Source organism: Thermostichus vulcanus str. 'Rupite', from assembly GCF_022848905.1.
In the GTDB taxonomy this organism is placed as follows: domain Bacteria; phylum Cyanobacteriota; class Cyanobacteriia; order Thermostichales; family Thermostichaceae; genus Thermostichus; species Thermostichus vulcanus_A.
This window is the reverse complement of the sequence record NZ_JAFIRA010000010.1, coordinates 1-17,383: the sequence shown is the minus strand read 5'-3', so window position 1 is coordinate 17,383 and position 17,383 is coordinate 1. Positions and strand designations below refer to the sequence as shown.

Genomic DNA, 17,383 nt, shown 5'->3' with positions numbered 1-17,383 from the left:
ATGTTGATCCCTACCTTTTCCCCGCAAGGGGACGGAAACTTTTAACAGGTTGATTACTTCCTGTGTTGTTGTCATCTTGTTGATCCCTACCTTTTCCCCGCAAGGGGACGGAAACGGCATTCAGCCCCGCTTTGGCGACTTTAACCGCCTTCGTTGATCCCTACCTTTTCCCCGCAAGGGGACGGAAACTTCTAGCCCCGCCTTAAGGGGTTCGTCACCCCACGTGCCAATATTGGGTTGATCCCTACCTTTTCCCCGCAAGGGGACGGAAACGTTTAAATTCATGTGTGGGGCCAACGACAACCCCAGTTGATCCCTACCTTTTCCCCGCAAGGGGACGGAAACTGGGATGGGCCCTCGGGGCCTATCTCAGTGAATAACACCGTTGATCCCTACCTTTTCCCCGCAAGGGGACGGAAACTTAATTGCATCTCGTGTATTAAACAAATCAAACTGTGCTTCTGTTGATCCCTACCTTTTCCCCGCAAGGGGACGGAAACCAAATCAGGATCTGCTAAATCAACGTGCAAGACGCCTGGGGTTGATCCCTACCTTTTCCCCGCAAGGGGACGGAAACCCTAGATGGTACGGACAAACCGGTTTCCATCGGTTACGTGGTTGATCCCTACCTTTTCCCCGCAAGGGGACGGAAACGTGACAATGGCTTTGACACCGAGTCCGACGGCCTCATAGCGTTGATCCCTACCTTTTCCCCGCAAGGGGACGGAAACGCACAGGGACTGTGCTCTGGCTTTCCTCCCGCTCAATGGTTGATCCCTACCTTTTCCCCGCAAGGGGACGGAAACATTCAGGTTTTCCTCGTTTTCTTGCTTTACTTTGGTCCGAGTTGATCCCTACCTTTTCCCCGCAAGGGGACGGAAACTAGATACGCCCGAGAGATGACCCAAAGCTGTTTAGCGTTGATCCCTACCTTTTCCCCGCAAGGGGACGGAAACGATCCGCGGTGGTTAGATCCTGTGTAGGCTGGTGGAGCCAGCCGTTGATCCCTACCTTTTCCCCGCAAGGGGACGGAAACTCGCTCAGCCCGTTGGGCTTTGCGGAGTTCAGAGACTAATAGTTGATCCCTACCTTTTCCCCGCAAGGGGACGGAAACAATAAGTTATTTCTTGGTAGACAAAACTTGAAAAATCGTTGATCCCTACCTTTTCCCCGCAAGGGGACGGAAACCTGACTGCTTGAGCATATTTTTGGCCTTAGCCAATGCAGGTTGATCCCTACCTTTTCCCCGCAAGGGGACGGAAACCCCAACTGCTCAGGGGTGAGCTGGATATTCTCGCCGTTGATCCCTACCTTTTCCCCGCAAGGGGACGGAAACGTACCTTCCTAGGTCTCGCTTGGCAACCTGCCCCAGAGTTGATCCCTACCTTTTCCCCGCAAGGGGACGGAAACTCCCCAATCTACGAGATATTTAGTGATTTTGGCTTGGCTTTGTTGATCCCTACCTTTTCCCCGCAAGGGGACGGAAACGCTGGGAATGACAGTCACGGCGCAACCCGACGGGTTTCAAGTTGATCCCTACCTTTTCCCCGCAAGGGGACGGAAACGATGATCGGTCCAAATCGCGCGACCCGGAATATAGCCATGTTGATCCCTACCTTTTCCCCGCAAGGGGACGGAAACAAGGGGAAAACCTCCCTGAAGAATTAGGCTTATTCAAGGGTTGATCCCTACCTTTTCCCCGCAAGGGGACGGAAACAAAGGTTTCCTCATCAGCCCGGGAATACCCGGCCGTAGCGTTGATCCCTACCTTTTCCCCGCAAGGGGACGGAAACTATGCTTTATTGATTAGCGGGTTAGTAGAATTACGGAGTTGATCCCTACCTTTTCCCCGCAAGGGGACGGAAACTCCCAAGGGCAGCCGTGAAGGCTTCCGTAACCTAGATCTCCCGGTTGATCCCTACCTTTTCCCCGCAAGGGGACGGAAACTGAGGAGCGAAGACTTGGGCACCGATCTGCAGATGGCTGCGTTGATCCCTACCTTTTCCCCGCAAGGGGACGGAAACGCAACTTGTTGCCAGGAAGTCCCCCATTAGCGCCATTCATGGCAGTTGATCCCTACCTTTTCCCCGCAAGGGGACGGAAACTTGGGGTTGGCATCCTAACAGGCGGCTGGCCGCAGATCTGTGTTGATCCCTACCTTTTCCCCGCAAGGGGACGGAAACAAGCCTTCCGGGTTGGGATGCAGTTTCTCTGCCGCTTGCGTTGATCCCTACCTTTTCCCCGCAAGGGGACGGAAACAAAATCCCTCGATACGCCGCCACATATCGGGGACTGTGGTTAATCCCTACCTTTTCCCCGCAAGGGGACGGAAACCTGACACTGAATACTCGTCAATATCTGGTTGTCGTACAGCCTAGGAGACACTAGACGGATTGATAATTCTTAGTTGCTCGCCGCGCCAGCTTGGCATAGGTCTTGACGGTCTCATAAGGCATCTCCAGATCCTTGGCAATCACCTCCAGAGATTCTCCGCTCTCCCGTCGGGCCAGAATCGTTGCCCATAACCAAGCCGTCTTCTCTGCCCGGGATCCCCCTTGCCGTTGGCGCTGAGACAGAAATAGGGTGCTCAGCTCCTGGATTCGTTCAGCTATCTGCTCCTCCTGAGAAGCTCTAGGCGTAGAAACCCGCTCAGCAGCTAGCCAACCCAAGCGGGTTTGTCCCAGTCCAAAGGTTGTTTTGTGGCCGGTGCCGCAGTAGGGGGCAAATTGAAGTAGGGCTTGCACCTGTTGGCGCAGCAACTCAGGCATGCGGGGTGACGCAGCCAACTGAATACAACCAATGAACCCTGTCACGGATCCCTGACGACCTGCCGTGGTTTTGACAGATTCTAGGCGGTATCTTTGGATGGTGACCTCCCTATCCACCCAGTCGAGAAACAGATCCACCTCAATCGGCAGGCCAGAAAAATCATTCCAACGGCGAAGATAGCTGTGAAACAGGTTTTTGGGAACCGGCAAAGGGAGATGATGCCCTCGGTGCCGGAAACTGGTCGGAGATACAAACGAAAGACTGCAAGACCCACTAGAAGGTGCCTGTTCAAGCAGTTGACTATAGGTTCGTGGAGGAAACAAAACTTTCCACCCCCGAATCTGCAGCGGGGATCCCCTTAGTTCCAACCAAGCAGGCAACCGTTGACTCCATCCCCACAGCCAGTCCACCACCTCTGGATTGAGGCCAGTGATTGACCATTGGAAGGGGGTATTGGGAGGGATGACCTGTCGCCCCCCCTGTTCTCGGAACGGCCCCATCAGCCGGGATAGGGTGAAGGGCTTCTCAGATTCTCCATCGTGCAGATAGGCCGACAGACGCGGATGGGTTTGCTCCACTTGGCTTAAGAACCAAGCATGCAATCCCTTCGCATAGTGCGGATCCAAGCTGTAGGACTGGAGAGCTTGAACCTCCAGCGTTATCCCCACCATCTCTCCACCCCTTGGCCACCCCTGACCTGCTTCGGCTGGCAGATCCGAAAAACAAAGCTCGCTGACCATGGCCAACCCCTAACCCTCTCAGAACCTAGCCCATCTCGCCAGTACACCCCTTCAAGAAGAAATTGGAAGGGATCCCTTCCAGTAGAACCTACCCTTAAAAAGACCAAGGGAGAACAACAACCTAAAGAAAATCTTGAATTGTAATCCAATCGATTATGGGCAGTCTATGTTACTTTGCTACTCAGAAAATGATTCCAGTACAGCAGGTGGAAAGCCAGGTTACAGCTTTTCCCCTGTTATAGTTCATAAAGGATCAACTTCTATGCAACAGAGACTGTAGGCTGCCTCAGAACTCGTGTATAGTCGAAAAAAACTGTCGCTGACTCTCTGAAACAGGGTCGGCCTGCTGGACACTGAATCGAACTCAAGATAAAGGAGACTGGCTTATTTTCATTTTTTTCAAAAGCAAGCCCAAAGTAGCTTGAGCGGTAAGGTAGCCCTTCGCATCCAAGCTATCCCAATCCATAGAATCCTTGACCCACCTCAGGAAACTTGCCAGGCACAGAACATGAGTACCGCCAACTCAACTGCTCGGATCGCCACTGCTTTAAGCTGGTGCTTGGCTTGGGGGGAAACCAAGGCTCCCTCCCAGAACCCTGCCAGCCTGCAACAAATGCTCACGGCTCTGCGCTCTGGAGATCAGTCCGGGATCCCGCCCGAATCAGCCGCCCTTGTTCAGCAGATCCAGCAGTTGCAGCAAAACCCCAGTAAGTTCCCAGAAACACCGGCGGAGCTTCAGGCTCTTTATCCAGAGGTTTGGCAACAGACTACCCGCATCGGTCTGGTGTACGGTGGGGCCACCAAGATCAAGGGGTATGTCTTCGAGTCCGCCAAGCTACCGGAGATCCGCGGCGCTTCCGCCCTTCTGGATCGCATTAACCTGATCGATTTACCCGCCTTTTTTGGGGATCCCGAAGATACCTACGCAGGCTGGGCCGATTTGGATGAAACCAGTCGTTCTGCCCTCAAAAGGTTTGTGAAGGATCCTGAGCCGAAGCATGGGATCCACGCTTGGCTCGAGCAACACTATCCGGGGTTAGCCTCAGCCCTGATCCCGGAGCTGATCATTTATTCCACCGGTGGCAATATCCTTGCTTTTTGTCCGGCAGCCTGGGTCAATGATCTCGCCGATGCCATTGAGCGCCGCTACACCCAAGAAACCCTCACCGCCAACGCCTGCGCTGTGGGATCCACCTTTCGGTTACTGGAGTTGCGCTACGGGTTGCTGCGGGATCCGATTGAGGAGACCCCCTGGCTGGATTGGCTCACCCGTAACAACAGCAATCCTCTGGTGCAAGCCTATTACGGCAAAAATGCAAGCCAAAAAGAGTTTGAAAGCCGGAAAAATTTCAACGAATTGGTCGGTCATCTGGCTGCCCAGTTTAACCACCGCCGCAACGGCAACCCGGATCCTAACCGCCCCAGCCGCGCCCATCCTGCCTTCTTTGAGACCCATCCCTATATCCGTCGGGATAGCACCGACCGTCGTTCTGCCATTGCCAAAGCTGAGCTACCCGGTGAGCCTTGGCTTTCGGAAGCCACTGCCCGCAAAGCCCTGGTCGGTCGTCAAGCCAAAAGGATGGAAACTGGCAAGCAAGGATGGTTTCGCAAGTTTCCCGAATGGGATCCCGGTTTTGTGGAAAGTTGGGTGAGTCGTTTCGCACGTTTTTTGGACTCTTCTGAAGGTCGGTTTTATCAAGATCTCTACTATAAAATCCATGAAGAAAAAGCCCATCCTCACGATACCATTGGCGAGGCACAGTCCTTGCGAGAGATTGCCAATGCAAGTAGCGGCTGCCAGGGCTTTGTTGCCTATATCTATGCTGATGGCAACAACATGGGAGGCTATATCCAAAAACAAATCAAAACCCCAGAAGCCTATCAAAGATTTAGCCAGGATGTTTCAGAAGCAACCGAAAAAGCCGTTTATCATGCCTTGGCTCAGCATTTGCAAGCTCATCAAATCCATAGCCTACAGCAGGATTCCGAAACCGGTAAGGAGCGCAACGGACGATGGATTCATCCTTTTGAGATTTTAACTGTGGGAGGGGATGATGTATTTGTTATCGTTCCCGCTCACAAAGCGCTTGATATTGCCACAACGTTTTGTGAACAATTTGAGCAAATACTGCTCTCTAAGTCCAAAGATTATGCTGCCCAGTCTCCTGGGACAATCAAACAACGCTATCAACCATATGGGTCTGACTCTCAATCCGCCAAGCTGTGTCAGCTATCCAGCTCAGCAGGTGTTTTGATCGCATCTGAAGACACTCCGATTTACTATGCTCAAAAACTCACTGATCAACTGTGTAAATCCGCTAAGACCTACTCCAAAAAACTCAAGCCTGCTCATTCAGATTCTTCTGTTGCAACTCTTGATTTTCTCACTCTCAAGTCAGTGACGATGATTGCCTCCAGCATCAAGGAGTTTCGTCAGCAAGCCCTAGAGATTTCCAAAGGAAATCACACCCTTCAGCTCTATGCTGCTCCCTATACTGTACAGGAAGTCCACGGCTTATTGAAAACTGTACAAGCCCTTAAAGTTTCTGGATTCCCTCGTTCACAACTTTACCAAATGCGCAGCTTTTTGGAAAAAGGCAAACGGACTGCCACCCTCAACTACCTCTATTTCCGCACCCGCTTGGGATCCAAAGGTAAGCCCCTCGTGGAAGCGTTTGAACAAACCTGGTGCAAAGCCAAAACCAATGATGGCTACCTCCCCCCCTGGATGCACCTGGGATCCGAAGGTTCATCCAGTGTCTACGAGACGATTTGGCAAGACCTGGTGGATCTCTATGGGTTTGTACAGGTAGAGGGTGCTGATCAAAAAGTCGGTGCTCTAGCAGCCGTGGAGGGAGAGGCATGATTCGACTGGCAGAATTACCCCTTCAGGGCCGTACCACAGCCTCTGTCTCCCTCACCGCCACCCTTTCCTCTGCGCTTTCGGTGGGATCCGGTGGCTCCAGTGGCTCCCTGGCGGACAAACCCATCGTCAAAGATGCCTTTGGCCGACTGTTGATCCCAGGATCCCAACTGAAAGGACGGTTGCGTCATGAATGTGAAAAATTAGCGCGGGGGCTGGGCTGGGCCATTTGCCAATCTCCGGATCCCAACCTGATGTGCCCCAAACGGGAAGGGATCCCGGGTCGTTTTGAGCGCGAGGAGTACCGGGTTGCGGGATATGAGGGATCCCATTGTTGGGTTTGTCAAATCTTTGGCAACCCCACCCTACCCTCTCGCCTTTGGGTGGATGACCTGGTGTGTGATCTTTCTCCAGAGGGCTATGAGGAGGCTCTGCGCCCTGGGGTGACCCTCAACCGTCGCCGCCAAACCGCCGAAGATCAACGGCTCTATTTCATCGAGACCTCTCCCGCAACAGCCCTGAAATTCACGGGATCCCTGCACCTGTTGCCGGATTGTCCATCCTGGGGCAAAGCCCTCATCCTTGCAGCGCTCCATCACATTCATGCCTTGGGAGGGAGTAAATCTGCGGGGTTGGGTTGGCTCACTTGGGATCCCCAATCGCTGGTTCCGCTGCAACCGACCGAGCAAGATTGGGCGCAACTGGGTCAAGGAGGATGGGTCTGATGGAAACTATCCAACTCACCCTTACGGCGGAATCTCCCCTTGCCATTGGTCGCCAAAAACCAGGGGGAGCCATCAGCGAAGCCCAGGACTACATCCCTGGCAGTGTCATTCGCGGAGCAATAGCCGGTTTGATCCTGAGCCAAGCTCAAGCCAATCCCCATGCTCCTCTGGAGGGAGATTTTGCGGCCCTGTTCACAGCGGCTCAGCCCGCCGTTTTTACCAACGCCTATCCAGGATCCCAAAGTAAGGTTCTGCCTGCTACGGCTCTGAGTTCCAAAAATGATCCGGGGTTCAAAGATTCAGGCAAGGATAAGACGGGCATCTTTGACACCCTCATCGACCGCTTCTGCTCCCACAAGCTGGGGATCCCCTTTGACCCGACTGAGCCAGATGGATCCGGGGGACGGGTCGAGCCTTACCGAGGGTTTTACCAGCCCAAGGGATCCCAGTATGAAATGGCTTCAACCGGCAAACGCCTTCTCACCCGTGTCGGCATCAACCGGCGCCGCGCCACCGCTGCCGACCAAATCCTCTATAGCTTGGAGGTGATGAATGAAGGTCAACCCAGAAAGGAGCAACCGATTCGGGCCACAACCTTTAACGGCAAGATTTATCTTAGGGATGCCAAACTGGCGGAAACCCTAACCAGATATATCCAAGCCAATGCCCATCTGCTCCGCTTGGGTGGAAGTGTATCCCGCGGCTTGGGACGGGTCAGGATTGAAGCCAAACCTCAATCCTCCACCCCCTCCTCCCTGCCTCAACGCCTCACAACCTTTAACAAAAAACTTCAAGAGCGATGGCAAGCTTGGCAAATTTTTGCTTCCGCAAAACTACCCTCCGACCGGCAGTATTTCGCTATCGGCCTACAGTCCGGCGCCATCCTACGAGACAACTGGCAGCGAACCACCGTTCTTAGCCCTGCCATGCTGCAGGAAGAGACGGGTATTGAGGATGGATCCCTCTGTCTGGAGCTTGCCTTCAGCAGTTACGACTATGTTTCTGGTTGGAATGCTGCATGGGGATTGTTCAAAGATGTGGATCTGGTCACCAGCCCAGGGAGTGTGTTTCTTTTCAGTACCACTCAGTTGGATCGCTGGATCCCTGCACTGACTGACTTAGAGCAGATCGGCGTTGGTGAGCGTACCAGCGAAGGATTTGGTCAAGTTGAAGTGTGCAGCGAGTTTCATCTTCATTTTTGGGAGAATGCGGTATGACAATCACAACTGACAAGGTTAGTTCTGAGCAGGAGCTTAAGATTCAACGTGGGATCCGCTTAGCAGAAGATGAGCTGGTTACCAGAATCCAAACTGCTCTGGATAATTTTAGGGATCTCAAAAATCTAGAGGAATCTCAGTACCGCAATTTACTCCATGTTGCAACCTCCACAGATAGTCCAGAGGTCATCAAGAACTTTCTTCGCTATCAAGTCGGTCGAGATAACAAATGGGGGAAGGGGAAAAATTCTCTGGCTGAATCCATCATCAAAGATATTGATCATTGGATTCATCAAAAAGCCATTGACATTGCCAAAGAAGCCGAAGTGGCTAAGGGATCCCCCAAAACCAACGAGATTAAGATGGATTTGATCCGTCGATACCTCGGCTATGGTGCCCGCTATCTCAAGTACAAGCGCGACGGGGAATCCTAAGATTCCTGCTATTGACTCCAAGGAGTAATCCATCAACGCAATCAATAAAATCCTAGGGATCCTGCTTTCTTATACGCAGCAGCCTGTCTTAGTTTAGGAAAGAGCCATGTTTGATATCTTCAAAAACCGACTTGAAATCACCGGGATCCTCACCACAGTGACCGCCCTAAGAATTGGAGCGGGACGTTCTACCGAACCCATCGGCTCGGATTTACCCGTTCTCAAAGATGCAGTCGGTCGCCCGATCATTCCCGGCTCCAGCTTCAAGGGTGCCATGCGTTCCCGTTTGGAAAGTTTCTTGCGGGGAATTGATCCAAGCTTGGCTAAGGATCCCAGTGAGTTAACCAGTTCTGAGCAATTTAGGATTATCAATGACCTCAAACAAAATCACAAGAATAACGATGCTGCCTTAACGGAAGCTCTCTTGGGGGTTACGGATCTGGTGTCGCAAGTTTTCGGCTCCCCTTGGTTGGCGGGCAAGGTGCAAATTCGCGATCTGCCTGTGGTGCCAAGCGCTTGGTTTGGACAATATCAAGAGCGGGATGGAGTAGCGATTGACCGAGATACGGAAACAGCCTCAGATGGCAAGCTCTATGATTTTCAGGTGGTACCCGCCAACACACCGTTTGAGTTTCATGCCGTGGTAGAAAATGCCCAAGAATGGGAACTGGGTTTATTCACCATTGGCTTACACCAATTTGAGACAGAGCAGATTCCTTTGGGGGGCGGGCGCTCACGGGGATTGGGGGTCGTCCAACTGGATATTTTGGAAACCTATTGGTTTGACTCCGAAGGGGATCCCCAACGCCTTCTCCGCTATTTACAAGAGTTGGTGCGCGGATCCCGACAACCGCTTTCGCCAGAAACGGCACAGGCTTACCGTCAAGACTGGGTCGAGGCACTCATTACTAAATTAAGAACAACCTCCCAGCTTCAACCGACCAGCATTGGTGCATAAAAGGAGGGATCCCGATGGCCTTTACAAACTATAAAACAGTAGGTGAAACAATTAAAGCCTCTCAGATCTTTTATCGAGAGGAAATTTTTCTTGAAGAGCTGCCGTTCTCTATCCCAGAGTTTTTTCGACAGGATCTTGAGATTGTTATGAAAGATGGAGCTGTTGACAGCTCAGAGTTTGCTATTTGCGAAAATATTATCTATCCTATCTTCAAGGAAGTATGGAAAACTTATCGAGAGCATTTTATTCTTTGGAGCCATCGCTATCTAGCATATGATCAGGATCTACAGGGTTTCCCCGAATATATTTTGGCTCGTCGCTCACCATTAGGCCGAGTTGTTTTCGATAAACCTTATTTGCTATTGGTTGAAGCAAAAAAAGATAACTTTGACCAAGCTTGGGGGCAGTGCATTTCTGAAATGATTGCTGCTCAGCGTCTCAATGACAACGAAAGAATTAAAAGAATTATTATTTATGGTATTACTTCTAACGGTGTAACCTGGCAGTTTGGAAAATTAAGAGATAATCAATTTATCTTGAATAGAGAGTTTTACACTATCCAGCAGCTAGACGAACTATTTGCTGCTGTTAACTTTGTTTTCTCTCAATGCACTATTCAGCTGCAAACTCTCATCCCTGCCTAATTCCCTTATTCGAGGATTTCAAACAATGCACAAACGTTACGTGAACCACTGCACCCTCACCCTCACCCTTAAGCCCGATGGCCCTGTCCTGATTAAATCAGGTAAAGAAGGAGCGGATCCCACCAAACCCGATATGGAGTTTGTGGAAACCTATCATCGGGGCGGCAGAACCGTTTATTTCCCTGGCAGCTCCCTCAAAGGAGCCATCCGTGCCCATGCCGAACGAATTGTCAGAACGGTGGGCAGTGATCAGCGGCCTGAAGGAGATAAGTTCAAGCTTTGGGCCAGCGATCCCTTGGATCAAAAAGCCAATCAATGGCTGGAAAAGATCCAGGAATCCCACCGAGTCTATGCTCTGTCTTCGTTTACTGATCAAATGTTTGGCAATACGGCCCTTGCCAGCCGCATCCGCATCGAAGATGCCTATCCCAAACCAGGGGCTCCTCTTAGACTTGAAGAACGCAACGGTGTTGCTATTGATCGGGTTTTTGGCTCGGTAGCAGTGGGGCCATTTAACTACCAGGTGTGTGTGGAAGGCTCCTTTCAAACCAAAATTCACCTCAAAAACTTTACCCTGGCGCAATTGGGTTTAATTGGTCTAGTCTTGCGAGATCTCAATGAAGGATGGTTTGGCATTGGTTTTGCCAAATCACGAGGCATGGGCACAGTCCAGGTTCAGTATGAGTCGGCAGTTGTGGAGTATCCAGGTTGCCTTGTCGAGGACACCCTTAAGCTGATGGGATCCAATCTCTCTTGGCCCAAGGGATCCCTGTTGGGGGTAGGGGAGTTTCTGACTGCGGATGAGGCGAAGAAATATGGATTTCCCAAACCTGATCGTGAAGCCGTGCCTGTTGGGGCTGAACTGATGCCCTTGGGCTTTGGAGCCAAACTCACCTGGAATCAGTCAACTGAGGCAAAAGTTGAACATCTGTTGGCAACGGCAGTGAAAGCATGGGCCAAGCTACTTCAAGAGGGGGCCAAAGCATCATGAGACAGGCTTTCGTTGCTTCGCTGAAACTCAAAGATACTTCTGAGATTGCTGGGATCCTTCACCATCACTTTCCCAATACAGAAACGACCTACTTCTTTTTGCGCTGGCCTCACCAAGTCAGCGGCATTCAGTCTGGGATCCCGCATGACTTCACCTGTCAAGAAGGTCAAGTGTTTGCGCTTCAGGCGGAGCTGAGATGGAAGCAGACTGTAAGAGGTTTGGATTTACTCTATTTGGGCACCCAAAGTCCAGCAGCATCCTTTACCCCCCTTTCAGGCGAGTGGCGGTATGAAGATTACGAAGCCGATCTCTATGGTAACCCACAAAACCAGGAAACTCGTTTTCCCAAATCTTTTGACTATTCCAAAGCGCTGGAGATAGGTCAACGATATTTTATCGATTCAGTCACTGCTCGTGTTCACTTTATTGCACTGATTCCGAGGTAGCTATGACCCGAGGCCCTAGAGGACTTCCCCATCAAACTCACCATCCAACAACTCTCCAGCCGAATCAGAATCAAAATATGGGAAGCCAATCAGTTTCCTCCAAACCTTATGAACTGATTCCGTTTCCCAAAGAGTCTCCCAAACTGGAAAGGCCAGCCGGGCATGCTAAGTTCCATGCTGACAGGTTACATGGCACCCTTTTTCTCACCTTGACGGTGCAGACCGCGGTTCATGTTTCTACAGGTTTCTTGGCCTTAGGGAGTGATGTGGGAGTGCGCGGGATCCCACTCCTGAAAACGATGACAACCACACCGGATCAAAAGCTGAAAATCCAGGGAAGTTCCCTCAAAGGTGCAATTCGGGCCATGTATGAGGCCATCACCAACAGTACCCTCGCCGTTATCACCAACAAATATCGATCTCAGATCCCCCCAGATAGACATCCCTGCCGCAAAAAAGAGCAACTCTGTCCCGCCAGTCGTGTATTTGGTGCCTTAGACTGGCAAGGTCTAGTCGAGTTCAGCGATGCCATCGCTGTCAGTGCCGGATCCAGCGGGGGATCCCTGCCTGCCCTCTATCGCCCTCGTCCTGATCAGCGTCGCGCCTATTTCCAAAATGGTAAAGCTGCCGGGCGAAAGTTTTACTATGCTCAAACTGAGGCGTTGGATGCGGGAAATGGGGGCACCCCCACGCAACAAGCTGCCAAAAAGACTGTGTTCAAAACCCAAATCCATTTCAAAAATCTCACATCTGCCGAATTGGGCACCCTACTCACCGTTTTGGGTCAGGATCCAAATCATCCAATGCTGCTCAAACTGGGCGGCGGTAAACCAGTGGGCTTAGGTTCCATTCAAATCACCATTGATAAAATTGAGCGGCCTGCTAACCTCAAAGACCGCTACAGCAGTTATGTTGCCCCAGCATCGGACATCCTGGAGGGCGAAACCCTAAAAGCCTTCATCCAGAAACAGATCAAAGCCACCCAAGGCTACATTCTGCCTGGGCAACTAAAGCAACTTTCCTCCATCTTGAACCCCACCGCTCTACGTAAACCCCCGTCTGGAGTGTATTGATGGCCAACACCCCTCTACTGGAATCCGTTGATCTGAGCCCCCAATCTTGGGATCTGGCTCACAGCATCGCCATGACCTTGGTGAAGGCGAATACGGATGTCAATGAGCTGAGCAAAGTGACTGCTTATCTGCGATCCGTTGCCCATCACCCGGATGCGGGATCCCGCTTTTTCAAATTCATGAGTGAACTGGTTCGAGAACGTCGCCTGCACCGCACCAAACAAACCGAAGGGTACTATCGCTCTATTGAAGAAATCTGTAAGGACTACTTAGAATCCTTGAAGGACAACCCTGCCCAGATGCTGCAGATCTTGGGCTGGGCCGCTCGACTCATGCGCTACTACAAAGACGGAGGTATGCCCCTCGGAGAAATACCCCCACCACCGGGATCCCAGCTCAATAGTGATTCAGAGCGCCCCGTAGAAGAACAAGCCCAACGGCTCGCCGAAATTGCGGAAGTCCGGGATAACACCCAGTTTCGAGTTGGCCAAAAACTGGATGCCACTGTCGCTAATATCAATGGCAACAGGGTTACCTACGAGATCTTGGGTACCATTCGACTTACCCAAAAAGAACCCAAAAGAGCAGGATCCCTGTCTGTGGGTCAGGTGGTGCAAGTGGCGATTACAGACCTGAAGGACGATGGCGGGATCCGTAGGATTAGCTTGCTCTAACCCTTAGGAGAATCCATGCAAACCATTATGATGACCGTGGGCACCTCTCTCCTCACCAACCGTGACACAGAATCCGACAACAAGCGTCCCTGGCTTGGGCAAAACAGGATCGGGGATCCCCAGCGAGCACTCGCTTGGATGAAAAGTGCTGAGCTGGAACGGATCAGCGCTGAAACCAATACCTATTGGCGACTGGATCCCACTCCTCAAGACGTTTTGATATTGTTGCACTCCGACACCCCTAGTGGGTTGGAATGTGCCCAGATCCTCAAGCTTTATTTTGAGCAGGAGTTGGGGCAGCAGGATGTTTCTTTGGTACCCCTCCCTGGGCTCAACTACGACTCAAATGAACAGAGGTCTTCTTTGGAACGCATGGCTCACCTCTTGAAACATTGGGTTGAGCAGGCCAAAGGAATGGTTACTTTTGCAGCAACAGGAGGGTTCAAAGCCCAGAGCATGATCATGGCTCTGGTGGGCAATGAATTGGGGATCCCAGTCTGCTATATCCATGAGCAGTACGATGCCTTGGTGTACCTGCCCTACTTGTCAGGCAAAACAGAGTCTCAGCAGCGGGTGATCCGGGTTGATTTGCCCGATTCTGGTCGCCAACGCTCTGAGGTCATTCAAGTGCAAGCCAATACCGCCCACCATCGCCCACGTATCTGGCCCAAAGTGGAAAAACTGCTGCAAGAAACTCTCTGGGTAGATCGGGTCAGGTACGACCCCCAAGCCTACGCTGCCCCCAAAAATGGTCTCAAGTCCTGCCCTCGCAAAACTCCTGATGGGCGGCATATTTTGTGGATCCACCTCCATGAGAGTACAGACACCCACATGGCGGTTATGGTGGAGACTACGGGGCATACTCCCGCTCATCTGGAACAAGCCGCCGCTGAGTTGCGGGAGCGCCTGGGTCGGTTGCTCTAAAGAACCCTAGCTCTTGAGGTACGCCATGATTGCTGCCCACCGCTTTACGTCCTCGGATCTGGCCCTGATGCCGGAGGATGGCAAGCGCTATGAAGTCATTGATGGAGAGTTGTATGTGACCCATCAATCCAGTTGGCAACACCAATATGCTGCAACCCGCCTTGCTCAATTTCTGAATGAATGGAGCGATAAAACAGGCTTGGGCATAGCGAACACCGCACCGGGACTGATCTTTGCCGAAGATGACGATGTCGCCCCAGATGTGGTCTGGATCAGTCATAGTCGCCTACAAAACGCCCTGCAAGAAGATGGCAAACTGCACAGTGCCCCAGAATTGGTGATTGAAGTAATCAGCCCCGGATCCCGTAATGCCAACCGGGATCGCCAGATCAAGCTCAAACTCTATAGCCGTCGCGGGGTGCAAGAATACTGGATCCTGGATCCCCAGCAAAAACAAGCCGAAATCTATCGCCGCCAGGAGGGATCCCTGGTGTTGATCAAAACCTGTCTGGGGCAGGATGTTCTGGATTCCCCCTTGCTACCCGATTTCACTTGCTCTCTGGAAAAACTGTGGCCCTTGTCTCTATGAAAACCGTTCTCTTTGTCACCGTAGGGGGATCCCCTCCTCCCATCATCACTGCCATCAAAAAGCTCAATCCTGAACGAGTCATATTTGTTTGCTCCAGCACAACCGTGTCTCAAGTTACAGGCTCAGGTACTCCCTGTGAGATTCACAAGGGATCCGATGTGATTGAACGGTTACCCAACATTCCAACTCAAGCCAATCTAGGAGAGCGATTTGATCCAGAACAAGATGTCGTCGTCTTAGAAAGTCTTGATGATCTTTCAGAGTGTTATCGAGTGATTGCTGCAAAGATGGCTGAGATTAGGCAGGATCCCGGCAACATTGTGCAAGCTGATTATACAGGCGGCACAAAAACCATGTCTCTAGCCCTAGGATTAGCAGGATTAGACTATGAGGCAAAATTATTTCTCACCACCGGAGAACGCACAGATACAGTTAGGGTCAATAGAGGAGAAATGACGATGCAGGTCAGCCTTACTCCTGTGATGGTAGAGCGTCTATTAAAGCAAAAAGTACCCCCATTAGTGGCTCAGTATAACTATCCTGCTGCTTTGGTGGAGCTTGAAAATCTGGTGGTTGCGCAAGGAATGATGCCCGATGATAGCAGGCGAGTTAGAAATCATCGATCTCTTTGCCTAGCTCTTGATGCCTGGGATCGTTTTGATCACCTGGAGGCGTGGGCATACCTACAGCCTCTGATGAAACAAAAATGGATCCAGCCGTTGGGGCTATTTCTCAAGCGGGTGATGAGTAGTCGGGGGCTGATTGATCCTGAGTTTGATGGATCCCAGGGATCCCCAGGTCATGGCTATGAGATTGTCGAGGATCTCCTGCTCAATGCTGAGCGGCGAGCCTCCCAACAGCGATTTGATGATGCAGTGGGTCGGATTTATCGGGCATTAGAGTTATTGGCTCAAGTTCGTCTCAAACAAAAGTATGAGATTGAGACCGGAAATGTGGATCCCCAGCGACTGCCTGAAGCTCTGCGCACCCATTATCAAAATCGCCAAGGCAAAATCGAGATCGCCCTGCGCAAAAGCTATGAGTTACTCAGCCAGTTGGGTGGGGATCCTTTGGGAAAATTGTTCCAGGAACGGCAGTCCTTGATTGCAGATGCCCTCCAGGTGCGAAACCACTCATTATTTGCCCATGGATTTCAGCCCATCACCCAAAGTGACTATCAAAAAATGCAGGGATCCCTGGTGGCTTTTATTCGAGAGGGTGTGCAACTGCTGGCTGCTGAACTCAATTTCAAAAAGTCCTCTTCGTCCCCTCAGTTTCCCCAGGACTTTCTGTTTGAGCAGCCCTGAAGGAAGAATACATCCGCTGAGAGGGTAGGGATCCCTAACCCATAGAAGAGGAAGCCAGAAGATAAGGAGCAAGGGCGAATGTCGGAGGGACTGAATGCGCTCGCTGGCAAGTTAACCTTCTCGGTTGCACAGCCAACATCCTCTTCCTACCACATTGAAGACCGACAAACCCACCAAAGCCAGTACTCTCATCTGCCCATCGGTAAAGGGTACAAACTCCCATCAGTAGACCCATCTGTTGCAGCCGTTCCAGCATCCGACATTAGGATCTGCCAATGTCGGCAGCACCACTTGCTCTACATAGGGCTGGATACTCAGACAGGGTTCATCGGGAATGTAAATCACGCCTTTGGCAGACTGCGCCAACGGACTAGATTGGAGGTCGAACCAGCCCCAAGCAGCGACATCCAGTCACAACGCTGCAACAAACAGTGGCTCCAATAGGGAAAACCTCCCTATCTTGGGAGCACTACCCATGCGGGGGTTGTAGTGGGATGGCTCAGGCGTGATTTGAACACGCGACCAAGGGCTTATGAGTCCCCTGCTCTACCACTGAGCTACTGAGCCAGAGCAGCGCTTAACTAGGATAGCATCCTTAAGATCCCAGTTGAATTCTTCGCAGATCATAGTGGCAATCCAGAAGGAATCACAGGGATCCACGATGGCCACTCCCCTTCGCGACAGCGGCGCCTTGGCACAAACGACTTGTAACCTCAGTTCTGACGAGGTGCATGAGGAGAACGGAGAGGGTGGGATTCGAACCCACGGTGAGTTGCCCCACACAGCATTTCCAGTGCTGCGCCTTCGACCACTCGGCCACCTCTCCAGCGCTCAGACCCTCAATTGTATCAGACCCGGGATCCAGCTTTGGCCTGTTTTCGCCCCCCAGTGGCGCCCTTATTGGGATCCCTTACGAAAAGCAGCGTAAAGCCCCCGGTTTCTAACCGGGGGATATAAGCGCACAGGCTGAATTTATTCAGCAACAGAAATAGTACATACAATAGTCCCCATGAAACGGGTCACCACCAC

The 17,383-nt window shown here is 51.7% G+C and carries 14 protein-coding genes, 2 tRNA genes and 1 CRISPR repeat array (1 of these 17 cut by a window edge); of the genes, 13 read left to right on the top strand and 3 right to left on the bottom strand.

Annotated elements, in window-relative coordinates:
• Positions 1-2,334: direct repeats of the CRISPR family, unit length 37 nt; unit sequence GTTGATCCCTACCTTTTCCCCGCAAGGGGACGGAAAC (it extends 2,212 nt beyond the left edge of the window).
• 50 nt (positions 2,335-2,384) lie between these two features.
• Positions 2,385-3,509, bottom strand: coding sequence for a CRISPR-associated endoribonuclease Cas6 (cas6, locus tag JX360_RS05745; protein WP_244349662.1), 1,125 nt, complete (start codon positions 3,507-3,509; stop codon positions 2,385-2,387).
• A 508-nt stretch (positions 3,510-4,017) separates the two neighbouring features.
• On the opposite strand from cas6, the gene cas10 reads away from it, so the two are divergent.
• The 13 genes from cas10 to JX360_RS05680 all read left to right on the top strand — a co-directional run bounded on the left by cas10 (position 4,018) and on the right by JX360_RS05680 (position 16,354).
• Positions 4,018-6,375 (top strand): type III-B CRISPR-associated protein Cas10/Cmr2, encoded by a 2,358-nt coding sequence (cas10, locus tag JX360_RS05740; RefSeq protein ID WP_244349660.1) that lies wholly within the window; start codon positions 4,018-4,020, stop codon positions 6,373-6,375.
• Positions 6,372-7,097, top strand: a complete 726-nt coding sequence (locus JX360_RS05735) for an RAMP superfamily CRISPR-associated protein (RefSeq protein WP_244349659.1) — start codon at positions 6,372-6,374, stop codon at positions 7,095-7,097. Before cas10 ends, JX360_RS05735 begins: the two co-directional genes overlap by 4 nt.
• The gene (csx10, locus tag JX360_RS05730; protein ID WP_244349657.1) at positions 7,097-8,314 is read left to right on the top strand and encodes a type III-D CRISPR-associated RAMP protein Csx10; all 1,218 of its coding nucleotides are present in this window, start codon (positions 7,097-7,099) and stop codon (positions 8,312-8,314) included. The genes JX360_RS05735 and csx10 overlap by 1 nt, the downstream gene beginning before the upstream one ends.
• A complete protein-coding gene (locus JX360_RS05725) occupies positions 8,311-8,748 on the top strand; it encodes a hypothetical protein (RefSeq protein ID WP_425244365.1) in 438 nt (145 codons plus the stop codon). The genes csx10 and JX360_RS05725 overlap by 4 nt, the downstream gene beginning before the upstream one ends.
• Positions 8,749-8,854: 106 nt before the next feature.
• Positions 8,855-9,706, top strand: a complete 852-nt coding sequence (gene csx7, locus JX360_RS05720; RefSeq protein ID WP_244349653.1) for a type III CRISPR-associated RAMP protein Csx7 — start codon at positions 8,855-8,857, stop codon at positions 9,704-9,706.
• Between the two features lie 14 nt (positions 9,707-9,720).
• Positions 9,721-10,350 (top strand): hypothetical protein, encoded by a 630-nt coding sequence (locus JX360_RS05715; protein WP_244349651.1) that lies wholly within the window; start codon positions 9,721-9,723, stop codon positions 10,348-10,350.
• Positions 10,351-10,375: 25 nt separating this feature from the next.
• Entirely contained in the window at positions 10,376-11,341 is a 966-nt protein-coding gene (locus JX360_RS05710) for an RAMP superfamily CRISPR-associated protein (protein ID WP_244349650.1), read from the top strand.
• Positions 11,338-11,787: a hypothetical protein gene (locus tag JX360_RS05705; protein WP_244349648.1), complete on the top strand. Its 450-nt coding sequence runs from the start codon at positions 11,338-11,340 to the stop codon at positions 11,785-11,787. Before JX360_RS05710 ends, JX360_RS05705 begins: the two co-directional genes overlap by 4 nt.
• A gap of 77 nt (positions 11,788-11,864) precedes the next feature.
• Positions 11,865-12,860, top strand: a complete 996-nt coding sequence (locus JX360_RS05700; RefSeq protein ID WP_244349647.1) for an RAMP superfamily CRISPR-associated protein — start codon at positions 11,865-11,867, stop codon at positions 12,858-12,860.
• Positions 12,860-13,534, top strand: a complete 675-nt coding sequence (locus JX360_RS05695) for a hypothetical protein (RefSeq protein ID WP_244349646.1) — start codon at positions 12,860-12,862, stop codon at positions 13,532-13,534. Before JX360_RS05700 ends, JX360_RS05695 begins: the two co-directional genes overlap by 1 nt.
• A 15-nt stretch (positions 13,535-13,549) precedes the next feature.
• On the top strand, positions 13,550-14,458 hold the full coding sequence (locus tag JX360_RS05690; protein ID WP_244349645.1) for a putative CRISPR-associated protein: 909 nt from the start codon (positions 13,550-13,552) through the stop codon (positions 14,456-14,458).
• 25 nt (positions 14,459-14,483) lie between these two features.
• Positions 14,484-15,047 (top strand): Uma2 family endonuclease, encoded by a 564-nt coding sequence (locus JX360_RS05685; RefSeq protein WP_244349644.1) that lies wholly within the window; start codon positions 14,484-14,486, stop codon positions 15,045-15,047.
• Entirely contained in the window at positions 15,029-16,354 is a 1,326-nt protein-coding gene (locus JX360_RS05680; RefSeq protein WP_244349643.1) for a TIGR02710 family CRISPR-associated CARF protein, read from the top strand. Before JX360_RS05685 ends, JX360_RS05680 begins: the two co-directional genes overlap by 19 nt.
• Positions 16,355-16,849: 495 nt before the next feature.
• Here JX360_RS05680 and JX360_RS05675 read toward each other — a convergent pair.
• Together JX360_RS05675 and JX360_RS05670 are read right to left on the bottom strand one after the other, a co-directional pair.
• Positions 16,850-16,921, bottom strand: a tRNA-Met gene (locus JX360_RS05675).
• 174 nt (positions 16,922-17,095) lie between these two features.
• Positions 17,096-17,180: transfer RNA gene (locus JX360_RS05670), tRNA-Ser, on the bottom strand.
• Positions 17,181-17,383 lie beyond the last annotated feature (203 nt).